Source organism: Alteromonas sp. 14N.309.X.WAT.G.H12 (assembly GCF_036697315.1).
Lineage (GTDB): Bacteria > Pseudomonadota > Gammaproteobacteria > Enterobacterales > Alteromonadaceae > Alteromonas.
On record NZ_JBAHZB010000103.1, the window covers coordinates 1 to 12,408 of the forward strand.

At 46.4% G+C, this 12,408-nt stretch carries 11 protein-coding genes and 1 pseudogene; 4 read left to right on the top strand and 8 right to left on the bottom strand.

Features of this window, described 5'->3' with window-relative positions; genetic code table 11:
* Positions 1-1,444, top strand: a 1,444-nt coding sequence (gene ggt, locus V5298_RS17235) for a gamma-glutamyltransferase (protein ID WP_332932672.1), incomplete at its 5' end; no start/stop codon positions are given.
* 3 nt (positions 1,445-1,447) lie between these two features.
* Here the strand turns inward: ggt and V5298_RS17240 are convergent.
* Together V5298_RS17240 and cysK are read right to left on the bottom strand one after the other, a co-directional pair.
* Complete coding sequence (locus V5298_RS17240; protein WP_332932673.1) at positions 1,448-1,912, bottom strand: hypothetical protein; 465 nt, start codon at positions 1,910-1,912, stop codon at positions 1,448-1,450.
* Between the two features lie 86 nt (positions 1,913-1,998).
* Positions 1,999-2,964, bottom strand: a complete 966-nt coding sequence (cysK, locus tag V5298_RS17245) for a cysteine synthase A (RefSeq protein ID WP_332932674.1) — start codon at positions 2,962-2,964, stop codon at positions 1,999-2,001.
* Between the two features lie 340 nt (positions 2,965-3,304).
* Between cysK and V5298_RS17250 the strand changes: the two genes are divergently transcribed.
* The 3 genes from V5298_RS17250 to V5298_RS17260 are packed head-to-tail and all read left to right on the top strand — an operon-like array spanning position 3,305 to position 5,615.
* Positions 3,305-4,285: an XdhC family protein gene (locus tag V5298_RS17250; protein WP_332932675.1), complete on the top strand. Its 981-nt coding sequence runs from the start codon at positions 3,305-3,307 to the stop codon at positions 4,283-4,285.
* A complete protein-coding gene (locus tag V5298_RS17255) occupies positions 4,276-4,872 on the top strand; it encodes a nucleotidyltransferase family protein (RefSeq protein ID WP_332932676.1) in 597 nt (198 codons plus the stop codon). The genes V5298_RS17250 and V5298_RS17255 overlap by 10 nt, the downstream gene beginning before the upstream one ends.
* Before the next feature lie 38 nt (positions 4,873-4,910).
* Positions 4,911-5,615 carry a rhomboid family intramembrane serine protease gene (locus tag V5298_RS17260; protein WP_332932677.1) on the top strand — a complete coding sequence of 235 codons (705 nt, stop codon included), beginning with the start codon at positions 4,911-4,913 and terminating at the stop codon, positions 5,613-5,615.
* On the opposite strand, the gene V5298_RS17265 is transcribed toward V5298_RS17260, so the two are convergent.
* From V5298_RS17265 to V5298_RS17290, 6 genes and pseudogenes are all read right to left on the bottom strand, one after another.
* Complete coding sequence (locus V5298_RS17265) at positions 5,588-6,958, bottom strand: MATE family efflux transporter (RefSeq protein WP_416351197.1); 1,371 nt, start codon at positions 6,956-6,958, stop codon at positions 5,588-5,590. The genes V5298_RS17260 and V5298_RS17265 overlap by 28 nt on opposite strands.
* A 2-nt stretch (positions 6,959-6,960) precedes the next feature.
* Positions 6,961-8,211, bottom strand: a complete 1,251-nt coding sequence (gene glp / locus V5298_RS17270) for a gephyrin-like molybdotransferase Glp (RefSeq protein WP_332932678.1) — start codon at positions 8,209-8,211, stop codon at positions 6,961-6,963.
* A gap of 115 nt (positions 8,212-8,326) precedes the next feature.
* On the bottom strand, positions 8,327-10,087 hold the full coding sequence (locus V5298_RS17275) for a sugar phosphorylase (RefSeq protein WP_332932679.1): 1,761 nt from the start codon (positions 10,085-10,087) through the stop codon (positions 8,327-8,329).
* Between the two features lie 3 nt (positions 10,088-10,090).
* Positions 10,091-11,314, bottom strand: coding sequence for a glycosyl transferase (locus V5298_RS17280; protein WP_332932680.1), 1,224 nt, complete (start codon positions 11,312-11,314; stop codon positions 10,091-10,093).
* A gap of 14 nt (positions 11,315-11,328) precedes the next feature.
* Entirely contained in the window at positions 11,329-12,150 is an 822-nt protein-coding gene (locus V5298_RS17285) for an HAD-IIB family hydrolase (RefSeq protein ID WP_332932681.1), read from the bottom strand.
* A pseudogene (locus tag V5298_RS17290) lies at positions 12,150-12,408 on the bottom strand (kinase); the annotation flags it as partial. The pseudogene V5298_RS17290 and the gene V5298_RS17285, both read right to left, overlap by 1 nt.

A 12,408-nucleotide genomic window follows, 5' to 3' on the forward strand; every position in this document is an offset into this window, starting at 1 on the left:
GGATAATACCACTAAAACCCTGTATACCTTTGATGGTCGTGAGACCGCACCTGCGGCTGTAAATCCCTATTGGTTTTTTAATGGGAATAAGACCATGAAGTGGCTGGATGCCGTGGTTGGGGGAAAATCTGTGGGTGTGCCTGGTGCGTTAAAAGCACTGGAAACCGCGCAGGCTGAATTTGGTAAGCTACCGTGGAATACCTTATTTGATGATGCCATTGAAACCAGTGAAAAAGGGTTTCGGGTATCAAAACGTCTAGCGCACCTTGTGGAAATTGATAAGCATCCAGGGTTAAGAACCTTTCCTACCAGTGCTACTTATTTTTATCCGGCAGGCTCGCCGTTAAAAGAAGGCACCATTAAAAAGAATAAAGCATTGGCAGAGACCCTGACGCATATTGCAGCACAAGGAACCGATTACTTTTATAAAGGGCCCGTGGCTGAAAAAATTGTTAATACGGTGAATTTTGCACCTATTAATCCAGGCAAAATGACGGTGGAAGATTTTGCCAGTTATACTGCGCTTGAAAAGAAACCGGTGTGTGGTGATTATCGCACCCATACTGTATGTGGTATGGCCCCGCCGAGTTCAGGTGGTATAAACGTGTATCAAATACTTAAACTCTTAGAAGGTCAGAATCTTGGGGCCATGTCACCCAATAGTGCTGAGTTTGTGAATGTTTTCGCCCAAGCCAGTGCACTGAGCTTTGCCGATAGGGAAATGTTCGTTGCCGATAGCGATTTTGTTGATATCCCGTTTGCCTCATTGATTAATGCCCAGTATTTAACCCAGCGGGCGAAAGATATTGACGCCAAAAAAGCGTGGCATAAAGCCAAACCTGGTCATCCGTATTCGCCAGAAGAATTGACCCTTGGCATGAATATGGAACAGCCCAATACCAGCCATTTTTCCATTGTGGATAAAGCGGGGAACGCGGTGTCTATTACCACTAGCATTGAATTTATGTTTGGTTCTGGATTAATGGTCGATGGGTTTTTACTGAATAATCAATTAACCGACTTCTCGTTTAATCCAGAGCGCGGTGGATGGCCGGTGGCAAACCGTGTGGAAGCAGGAAAGCGTCCGCGTAGTGCCATGAGTCCAACGATGGTGTTTGATGAGAAGGGCAACTTGGAATTGGTGGTAGGCTCGCCTGGTGGAAGCCGGATCATCGATTATGTCGCCCAAACCATTATTGGTGTGCTGGATTTTAACCTGAATATTCAACAAGCCATCAATTTGCCACGGGTCACCAATCGAAATGATTATACGGCGCTGGAAAAAGGTACGGACATCGAAGCCCTTAAGCCAGCCCTCGAAGCCCTTGGGCATCCCGTTAAAATTATGGATCTGAATTCCGGTTTGCATGGCGTGCAGATTAAAGACGGCAAGCTCATCGGTGGCGCCGATCCGCGCAGGGAAGGGGTGGCGGTAGGACAGTAATCGTCACATGAAATGATCCGGGTCGATGCGATCTACTTTCCAGTATCCATCTTCCCGGATTAATTTAACCGTGCGTAAATCTTCAATTTTATCGTCGTTATAGATACCGGTAAAAAATAAGGTCACCGTCGCCTCTTCGGCATATTGATTTCTTCCTATCTTATTAGAGCCTTGTGGGGTAATGGTTACCTCATCGTACCTTAGGTTGATGATATGACGTTGTACATTTCGATTGGAATGATAACGGGTTAATATCCGCACCATACTCTCAGAGCTCAAGGCTAAAGCCCGGTCAATATTTTTGTCGTTATAGATGCAATCCATAAAGGTCACTGCGGCATAATCGGGGGTGTTGTCGGCGAGCATACCGTAACGGCCAAGACCTTTTTCCTGTTTTCCACATGAAAATAGCAATACGGAAAACAACATAATTACACTAAGTTTTGTCATTTGTAGCGGTCTTACCATTAGTTTTGTTCCCTGAGGTAGATGTACGCATAATGACAAAAAAAAAGCGGGGTGTGCACCCCGCTTTCTAAATATTTAACGATCCGCTACTGGTTTTCTTCCTGCTCACCGAATTCACCGGCGAACAATGGGCTACTAAGATAGCGTTCTGTACCACTAGGCAGTATAACCACAACAATTTTATCTTTGTTTTCCGGACGTTCAGCAAAACGTTTAGCTGCAACAACCGCAGCACCGGAGGAAATCCCCGCTAAAATGCCTTCTTCTTTTAGCAAACGATGGGTCATTGCCATACATTCTTCGTTGGTCACCTGCTCAACCTCATCGATTAATGACAGGTCGAGGTTGCCAGGGATAAAGCCGGCACCGATACCTTGTATCTTATGGGGACCCGGCGTGAGTTCCTCGCCTTTTAGTGCTTGGGTGATCACCGGAGAGTCTGTGGGCTCCACAGCGATGGAGGTGATGTCTTTTCCTTGGGTATTTTTTAAGTAACGGCTAACACCAGTGAGCGTACCCCCTGTCCCTACGCCGGCAACAAATGCGTCGACTTTACCGTCGGTGGCTTCCCAGATTTCTGGGCCCGTGGTTTTTTCATGAATTTCAGGGTTGGCAGGATTATCAAACTGTTGTAACAGTACGTACTTGTCTGGATCTGAGGCGACAATTTCCTGGGCTGCGGCTATCGCGCCTTTCATGCCTTTAGGAGCTTCGGTTAATACGAGGTTTGCACCTAATGCTTTTAACAGCTTACGGCGCTCAAGGCTCATGCTGCTGGGCATAGTAAGGGTTAGTTTGTAACCTCTAGATGCTGCCACAAATGCCAACGCAATGCCGGTATTACCGCTTGTAGGTTCAATAATTTCTTTGCCTTCGGTTAACACGCCGCGTTTTTCCGCATCCCAAATCATATTGGCACCAATTCGGCATTTAACGCTAAAGCTCGGGTTTCGAGATTCAACTTTTGCGTAAACGTTGCCGCCTGTTACCCGATTCAGTTTTACCAATGGGGTGTTACCAATTGATAATGAATTGTCGTCAAATACTTGCATTATATTTCCTTAGCTGGTTTGTCGTACCTGTATACGGAGGCAGTTAATCATGATGCCAATAAAAAATTAACAGGTAACTGTTTTCACTTGCATATAATTGGTGTCATTTTAAAAAATGAGAAGTGCTTTTTCGCTATAACATATTTTGAATTGCACTGAGGCCGATTTTTTAACCAACCCTTTGGTATTTTGCACCCATTTTGGGTAAACGACGACCTTTCAACCGTGATTTAGCAAGACAATGATATTTTTGCACATAATTGGATGGGTTTTTTACCGGTTTTCTGGGAAGCTAGGTGCTGCTTAATCTAATAGTTAGAACAGCGATGAGACACGCATTATGAACCACCATATCTATCATGTACTTTCTGATTGGTACCCAAAACGGGATGAAGGGCGTTGGTTAGTGGCAACCATTGTCGCTACGGAAGGCTCGTCTTACCGAAAAGCCGGTGCCATGATGCTTTTTAACGATAAGGGCATTCAGTTGGGCGTGGTGTCTGGGGGCTGTCTTGAAAATGATATTTTACATCAGGCCCGTCGTTGCTGGGAGCGCGGGGTATCCCGCATTGTTACCTATGATATGCAAGAAGAAGGGGACATCGCCTGGCGATTAGGCCTAGGTTGTGGCGGCGAAGTGACGTTACTTTTACAGCCGGTTGATGGGATATCCGGATATTTAGGGTTGCCTGAGTTATTGGCAAAATTGGAAAAGTCCATGCCATGTTATTACATTCAGCCCCTTAGTGAAGGAAAGCCTCATGCCATGGTCAGTGAGACTTCATCGTCAATTGATGGGGTGTTCGTTTGTGAAATAACGCCACCACCGGTTCTTGTTATTCTTGGTGGAGGCGTTGATGCCATACCCGTATCAGATATTGCCAATAGACTGGGCTGGCATGTGATTGTTAATGACAGTCGCCCTCGTTACGCCAGAGCCAAGGATTTTATTTCTGCTACCCAAACCGCTGCTTTGCCAGCCAACGCATTGGATCAAGCGGCTTGGTACCATAAGGCCCAGGGGATCATTGTTATGCATCATCATGTACAAATGGATGCTGACAGTTTACGCATGCTGGCCCAAGTTGCGCCAGATAAACTCGTTTATCTCGCATTACTGGGGCCATACCACCGGGCTGAACGTGTACTGAAAGAAGCCGGCATCACCGAAGCGGACCTGCCCACGGCTCTTTTTGCACCCGCAGGGTTAGCTATCGGTGGCGACTTACCTGAGTCCATCGCTTTATCGATGTTGAGTCAGGCCCATGGTGTTTTTCACCACAAACCGGCCGACGGGTTAAAAGGTTTGCCATGCCGATAAAGCTTGCTGCTGTCATTCTCGCGGGAGGAAAAAGCGCCCGTTATAAAGGCAATAAACTGCTTAGTCCACATCCATCAGGACAAACACTCATTGAGTACGTATTGGCCCAGTACGCACCTTTATGTGATTTCCCCCCCGTTGTGGTAACCGGCTGTTATCATGATGAAATAAGTGCACGACTTACCCATAAACATTGTGCGGTTGTATATAACCCACATTGGTCGCAGGGGATGGGAAAAAGTATTGCACGGGGGATCTATGCCCTTCAACGGGGAGTTGTCCATGGTAAGCCTAGCCATGTCATTATCGGCACCGGTGATGCGCCTGCTATCACAACTCAGTCACTTGCTGAGTTAGTTTTACAGGCAAATAAAACACCGAAACAGCGTATCGCCAGTGAGGTATCGGGCCGGCGTATGTCTCCGGCAATCTTTCCGGCTACGGACTTTGGGGCCTTAGCTGAGTTATCCCAAGATAAGGGGGCCACGGCACTGCTGCACTCTGGATCTAGATGTATCGGCGTGGCTCATGCTCAAGCCCAATGGGACATTGATACGCCAGATGATTGGTTAATCATGCACCGTTAACGGTTTGTATTTTGTAGCCTTGCCCACATATTAGGTTGATGAAAACAAAAACACAGCGGGATGCATTACTGCAGTCTCTGGCTTTTAGCACTTTTTGTGTCATGGTGCTTTGGGTTATTCAATCTGCCGGCGTACTGTTTGATTTGCCCTTGTCCTATTTAGGTATTCAGCCGTTAACCTTAAGGGGGTTAGTGGGGGTAGTCAGTGCACCATTAGTGCATGGTTCCTACGAACATTTATTCAATAATACGCTGCCATTGATCATTCTTGGCGGTGCGCTAGGATATGGATACCCAAAAACTCGCTTAAAAGCCCTCGGGTTTGCCTGGTTGGGGTCGGGCATAGGGGTGTGGCTGTGGGGGAGACCCTCGGTGCATTTAGGCGCAAGTGGTGTGGCGCACGGACTCTTTTTTTATCTATTTGTCATTGCCGTCATGCGTCGTGACGCCCGCTCGGTGGGCTTAATGATGATCGCGTTTTTTCTTTATGGTGGCATGGTAATGACCATTTTCCCCCGGGATCCTCAAATCTCCTATGAAGCCCACTTTTTTGGTGCGATGGGCGGTATAGCGGCAGCCCTGTTATTTGGCAAACAGGAGCCAAAACCCGAAATAAAAAAATATTCATGGGAACAGGTTGACGAGGAAGATCCCATTATCGGTGATGCGTGGCAGCAGCCATCATCCTTTGAGGATGACGGCCATCAAGGGGCAGATCACAACGCCGAAGACAGGCGGCGCTGAATATAAACAACTCGGCCACCCAGAAGAATAGCGGCACAACTTAATCCGGCAATGATGCCAATCCAAAATCCCACGGCAGAAAGGGGTTCGCTGGTAAGCCAGTCTGTTCTGCCGAGCACTAGGCCTACAGGAAGCCCCACTAACCAGTAAGCAATAAACGTGATGATGAACATGGAGGTGGTATCTTTATACCCGCGTAATGCGTTGGCAGAGAGCACTTGGGTAGCATCGGAAAATTGAAAAATTGCCGCATAAAATAGCAAGGTATTGGCTAAAGCAAATACGGTTTCATCCTGGGTATACAAGGAAATAATGGTACTTTTTGCTATAAGCGTAAAACTGGCGGTAAAGGTGGCGACGCACATACCGATAAGCAACCCTGCTTTCACAACGGTTTTTGCCTGGGTGGGGTTTCCTTGGCCCATTCTGTAACCCACCCGAATAGACAGGGCCATCCCCAAGCTAAGAGGGCACATAAACATCATGGCGCTAAAATTCAGGGCAATCTGATGGGCAGCCACCGTGGTTGCGCCAAATGGCGCTAGCATAAGAGCCACAACGGCAAATAGGGTTACTTCAAAAAGTAACGTCATGGCCACAGGTAAACCTAGGGTGAAGGTGCGCCAAATGGGTTTGAGTGCTGGACGATGTAGTTGGGAGAACAGTCCATAGCGGCGTAACCGAGCCGACAGTGCCACATAAATCAATGACGATAAAAACATGGTGTAAATAACCAAGGTGGTGGCGATCCCACAACCTGCGCCACCAAACGCGGGGACAGGGCCTGCGCCATAAATAAACAAATAGTTACCGACGATATTACAGCCCAGCCCAATGATGGTAATTGCCATGGTAGGTTTGGTGGTGCCTAACCCCTCGCAATAATTACGTAACCATTGATACATGGCAAAACCCGGCATGGACAGCAATACAAACTGCACATAGTCAACGGTGATGCTATAGAGGGCCGCTTCCATGGGGAAAAACGCCACTAATTGACCCGTAAATGGCCATATTAGTGTTACTAGCAAGCTAATGGCAAAAAGAAGATAACCCGCTTGTTGGGCGGCATGGGCCACCTGATTTGTTTGACCGTTACCATGCAGACGAGACAGTAAGGGAGGGATCGCCAGTGCTAAACCCTGAATAAAGCATTGAAGCGGAATAATAACGCTAAACCCCAAAGCAACGGCGGCCATGTCGGTGGCACTGTAATGGCCCGCCATAATGGTGTCCACAACGCCCATTAACATCTGGGTGATTTGAGCAATAAGCAACGGCCACGCAAGTGAAATCAAGCGCCGGCTCTCAAGAACAAAGCGAGGGGACAAGATGTTTTTCATTTTTACTCTATATAAGGAAACAAGGAGAAAGGCTGAACTGTCACAGTTGAACCTTTTTCCAGTGAAGCAACATCGGCTGGAATAATCAGGTAGCTATTCGCTTGTGTTACCGTTGTCATTACGCCTGAACTTTGTTTGGGTAGCGGGCTGACAAAACAGTCACCGTTGGGATCCTGTGTTAACACGCTACGTAAAAACTCTTCACGACCGGCTTTTCTGTTAATCGGTGCGGTGAGCGTGGCTTGGATGGTCATTTGACGTATGGGTTTATCACACGCCGTTCCAATCATTTTTTTGATTATGGGTAAAACAATTTGTTGGGTTGTGACAAAGGCAGAAACCGGGTTGCCAGGTACGCCACAAAAAATACACTTCCCTAACCGGCCAAAGGCAAATGGCTTACCCGGTTTAATGGCAATTTTCCAAAAATTAATTTGGCCTAGGGATGCCACCATATCTTTAACAAAATCCGCATCGCCTACCGATACGCCGCCACTGCTGATCAATAAGTCTTGGGACTTAGCCGCATTCGACAACACCTTTTTTAATGCGTCTTTGTTGTCTGGCACAATGCCAAAATCGGTAATGTTAACAGGCAAATGAGCAAGTAGGGCACGGCTTCCGGTTCTGTTAGATTCGTAGATCTGGCCCGAGGAAAGGGTTTCCCCAGCTTCTTTAAGCTCATCGCCGGTGGCCATAAGGCCGACGTTGAGAGGACGGAACACCGAAACATGATGTATTCCCATGGATGCCAGCAAAACAAGATGACTTGCCGATAATAATGTACCTTTGTTTATAACAACGGTATTGGCACGAATATCATTGCCAGCGCGACGAATATTTTCGCCCACAAGGGCGGGCTTGTTTACGGTTACAGTATCGCCTTCTAATGTGGTGTTCTCTTGCATCACCACACAATCAGCCCCTGAAGGAATAAGGGCGCCGGTCATAATACGAATGGCAGTGCCTTTTTGCAGTACTGCCGCATTGGATGCCATCCCCGCAAATTGACTACCCACCACGGTTAAAGGCGTAAGTTGATTGGTATCACTCGCATAAACGGCATAGCCATCCATCGCCGAGTTATCTGCCGGTGGCACATCGACAGGTGCAACGATATCATCGGCCAGAACGAAACCCAGAGCATCATCGATCGTTAAGGTGATGGCGTCGGTGATTGGCGTTAAAGATGAATAGGCGGTATTTAGTGCGGCGTCTAAAGATAGCCAGTTCGAGGCAAAAGAGTTTGTCATGTGCTGCTTGTAACGAAAAGAAAGGAATTATCGCTTATAGACGTAGGAAAACCAACACTTGAATTAAATAAATTAACAGGTGTTGGTTCACCCCGTTTAGACCAAACCGCAGCGGTTATTCAAAGTCCATATTGCTGATCCAGACTGTTTGATACGGATTGAGTTTGAGGAATCCTGATACATCGTGTAACTCTTCACGGGTGATAAGATCCATCCATTTATCGGTACCAATGAGGTTAATACTGGATAACAAAATAGACTGTTCTTCCTTAGTAACATTACTGACGCAGAAGATACTTTGTTTTCTATCCAGACTTTGACGCCAATAACCAAACAAAGGGCCGCCCAGTTGTAGCGTAAATTGGGTGGCATTAGGATGAAACGCAGGTTGCGCTTTACGTATGCGAATTAACTGCGACATGCGGGTCAGCACTTTGTGATGTTGGGAGTAGGGCGAATTGAGATTTTCCTCTAACGCCTCAAAGTTCCAACGATGACGGTTGATGGAGCGGTTTTGCCCCGTATTGGCAACTTTCTCATAATCATTACTGGTACCCAATAAGCTATGGATATATATCCCCGGGATCCCTTCCATGCCAAGCATAATGGCGTGGGCACAGATAAAGCGATCAATTTGCCACCGGTCAGGGCCTTCGATGGTACCTTGTAGGGCATCAAAAAGTGTAATATTAATTTCGTAGGGTTTTTGCTGACCATGAGCAGATGCACGCCAAGACACCTTGCCGCCGAAATTCTGCATGGCATGGACCAGCGAAGAAATTTCCTCTTCTTCTAGCAACCCCTCGGCGGGGCGCAGGCCAATACCATCATGAGAGGCGATGAAATTGAAATAAGTGGTGCCGTTTTGCGCCGGTGGCATGCTCATCATCCAGTTTTTCAGATAGGTGCAGTCACCGGTGACCAAGGTATTGACCAGTAAGGGGGGTAAAGAAAAGTTGTAGATAGCATGAGCTTCATTGGCATTACCGAAGTAGGTTAGGTTTTCCCGATTAGGAATATTGGTTTCGGTAATGATGATCACACTGGGATCCACATGCTCGATCATCGTTCTTAGCAAGCGGATCACTTCGTGTGTTTGGTATAGATTAATACAGCTGGTGCCGATAATTTTCCATAAAAATGCCACCGCATCAAGACGAAAGAGGGTGGCTCCCTTGTCCAGATAAAGGCGGATAATTTCCACGAATGCTAACAACACATTGGGGTTGCGGAAGTCAAAATCCACCTGATCATGACTGAAGGTACACCAAACATGCTTGGTGCCGTGTGCCGTTTGGGTTTCCCTTAACAAGGGGGATATCCGAGGGCGGGTAACCATGGATAAGTCAGTTTCAGGGTCGGCAGTGAAGAAAAAATCACTACCAATACCTTCGCCTTTTTGAAAATTCTCGAACCAGGCACTTCTTGCCGAGCAGTGGTTAATGACAAGATCGAACATCAACCCGTAGTCACGGGAAAGGCGTTCTATATCAGACCAATCACCAAGGGACTCATTTACGCTGGAATAATCAATGACAGAAAATCCATCGTCTGAACTATAGGGAAAGAAGGGCAAGATATGCACTTTATTGATGGTGTTTTTACAGTAGGTATGTAAAAAACGATCAAGGGTAAACAGCGGTTGTTCTTCGTCGCTGATCACACTGTCACCATAGGTTATCATGATGACATCTTCTTCATTCCAATAGTTACAATGTGCTGTAGGCTGCATGATGTCTTCTTCATCATTCAGGCGCATTGTGGTCATAAGTTTTGTCGCCAATTCGTCGTAGGGTATCGCGATGTCTACATCAGCGTATATGGCTTCCAAATGATGACGAATCTTCTCGTGTAAAAGGTCCCGTTTTTGAGTCATTCTTTACCCTAATAGTTCTGCAGTATCAGCTTCGACAGCCTCCAACAGGCGATCGAGAATATCTGGAACAGCGCTTGTTACTCGGTTCCAACTTGGTATAAAGGGGGTATCCATCGGGTTATCCAGAAAACTGGTTCCGGCCTTCATGATATTACTGGCGAACAATTCCACCGCTTTTTCTTCGTTATGAATATCTAACGTTAAACCGTTCATTACCGCATCGTTGTGATAGGTTTCAACGAAGTCTAATGCAATTCGATAGTAGGTTGCCTTGATGGATCTGAACATTTCATTACTAAATGTAAAACCCTGAGTAGCTAACTTGCGGAACAGTGCTTTTGTAATATCAATGGACATTTTGGACAATCCACCTTCGTCATTATTAAATGACAAGTCTTGGTGTTTGTGATCATAAATATCGGCAATATCCGCCTGACATAAACGGTTGTGATTGTAATTGCGATGCATTTCTGACAACACGCCAACTTCTAATCCCCAATCACTGGGAATGCGAATATCGTTCAACACGTCGCGTCTGAACGAAAATTCACCGGCTAATGGGTAGCGGAAGCTATCCATAAATTCTAAATATTCATGATCCCCTAGAGTACGGCGTAACGCGCGTAATAACGGCGTGACTAATAAGCGGGAAACCCGGCCATTAATTTTACCGTTGGCAACCCTGGCATAATAGCCTTTACAAAATTCATAATTAAATTGTGGATTGGCCACAGGATAAATGAGCTTAGCCAGTAAATCTCGCTTGTAGGTCACAATATCGCAATCGTGTAACGCCACAGATTCTGCACGGTTTGATGCCAGAATATAGCCCATGCAATACCAGACGTTGCGGCCTTTCCCCATTTCTTTTGGCGCCAGATTTAAACTGGCTAATTCGTCATCGATGGCCTTTAAGCGTGGGCCATCATTCCATAGGACACGATGATGTTGAGGAAGCTTGCTAAAAAAGGATAATGCGGATTTATATTGCTCTTTATTTGCCCGATCCAGGCCGATGACGATTTCAGATAAATAGGGGACTTGTGTGAGTTCGGTAACAATTTTAGGTAGTGCTTCGCCCTCAAGTTCGGAATAAAGGGATGGCAGAATCAGTGCCATAGGTCTTTTTTGCGCGAAACGGAGCAACTCTGCTTCGAGTTCTTCAGTGGGGCGGCGGGATAAATTATGTAGGGTTGTCACTACACCATTTTGATAAAAATCAGCCATGTGTTCTCCATGTCCTATTGAAAAAGTAATTGGTTCAGTACTTCAGCCCAGCCTTCTGGCCCCTGATGTGTACTGGTATAAACATATTCTTGTTTTTGTAAGGTCGGCGGGGGATGGCTGGGTGATGTAATGCGTACAGCGATGTCCGCTGCTTCAAGCATTGCAATATCGTTATTGCCATCTCCTAACGCGATACTGGTGACGGGGTTTTCACATTGTCGTACATATTCATTAACCACCCATGTTAACGCATTACCTTTATTGCAATCGCCGCAAATATGGATGAAACGGCCTCCTTCTAATGGATAGGCGCCACGATCTTTCACCGCTTTCAAAAAGGCGTCTTTACGGTGTGCTTCGCCCAACCACAATACGGGTTCGCCATATTGGCGATTAGCGGCACGGCCGGCGTCGGCTTCGTTTAAACCGGTGGCATCACAGATTGCCTCAATGGACATTTCACTAAAATGGGTAAATTCACCACCAAAGTCTGCCTTCACTTTTTCAAGTAGCTTTAACCAATACTGCTTGTTAGACGTAAAGGATTTACACCAAAATCCATCTTGCCACACGGTACCTGTGGGTTTTTTGGCAAAAAAACCATGGGGTATGTACACCGCAGCGCCATTTTCTACGATAAAGGGGGAGCTTGTAAGATCTAAGGTATTGCGCAGTTCGAGTAATTCAACGAAAGTTTTGCTGGTGGTGGGTAATACAGGAATTTTTTTGGCGTGTAGTTTTTCTAATACGGGAATAGCTGGCTCAAAGCTATAGGTGTTATGGTCCAGCAAGGTGCCGTCCATATCAGTAAAAATGATAACTTGCTGCTCTATCATTAGTTCGCCTTGATTAAATTAACAATGTTGCGCTGGCCATCTAGCTCAAAGACGCGATGACATCGGGCCGGTAAGGTATGAAAAGCATGCTCTGTAAGTCGTTGGTAGTGCTGGATAAAGTGCAGCACTTCCTCGTCAGTCATGATGCCAGTACCAGTATGCCCTTTTTTTATGGCAAGTTTATGTTCCTGTTCACACCGCCACTGATAAACATGCTCAAAGGACGGCCCTTTTAGCATGACCCAAAAAGCCATAAAG

What these genes read in the sequence shown, in the direction of transcription:
- V5298_RS17240 (WP_332932673.1), bottom strand. Translation starts at nt 1,912, where the DNA reads ATGGTAAGACCGCTACAAATGACAAAACTTAGTGTAATTATGTTGTTT.
- V5298_RS17280 (WP_332932680.1), bottom strand. Translation starts at nt 11,314, where the DNA reads ATGGCTGATTTTTATCAAAATGGTGTAGTGACAACCCTACATAATTTA.
- V5298_RS17275 (WP_332932679.1), bottom strand. Translation starts at nt 10,087, where the DNA reads ATGACTCAAAAACGGGACCTTTTACACGAGAAGATTCGTCATCATTTG.
- V5298_RS17285 (WP_332932681.1), bottom strand. Translation starts at nt 12,150, where the DNA reads ATGATAGAGCAGCAAGTTATCATTTTTACTGATATGGACGGCACCTTG.
- V5298_RS17265 (WP_416351197.1), bottom strand. Translation starts at nt 6,958, where the DNA reads ATGAAAAACATCTTGTCCCCTCGCTTTGTTCTTGAGAGCCGGCGCTTG.
- V5298_RS17255 (WP_332932676.1), top strand. Translation starts at nt 4,276, where the DNA reads ATGCCGATAAAGCTTGCTGCTGTCATTCTCGCGGGAGGAAAAAGCGCC.
- cysK (WP_332932674.1), bottom strand. Translation starts at nt 2,964, where the DNA reads ATGCAAGTATTTGACGACAATTCATTATCAATTGGTAACACCCCATTG.
- V5298_RS17250 (WP_332932675.1), top strand. Translation starts at nt 3,305, where the DNA reads ATGAACCACCATATCTATCATGTACTTTCTGATTGGTACCCAAAACGG.
- V5298_RS17260 (WP_332932677.1), top strand. Translation starts at nt 4,911, where the DNA reads ATGAAAACAAAAACACAGCGGGATGCATTACTGCAGTCTCTGGCTTTT.
- glp (WP_332932678.1), bottom strand. Translation starts at nt 8,211, where the DNA reads ATGACAAACTCTTTTGCCTCGAACTGGCTATCTTTAGACGCCGCACTA.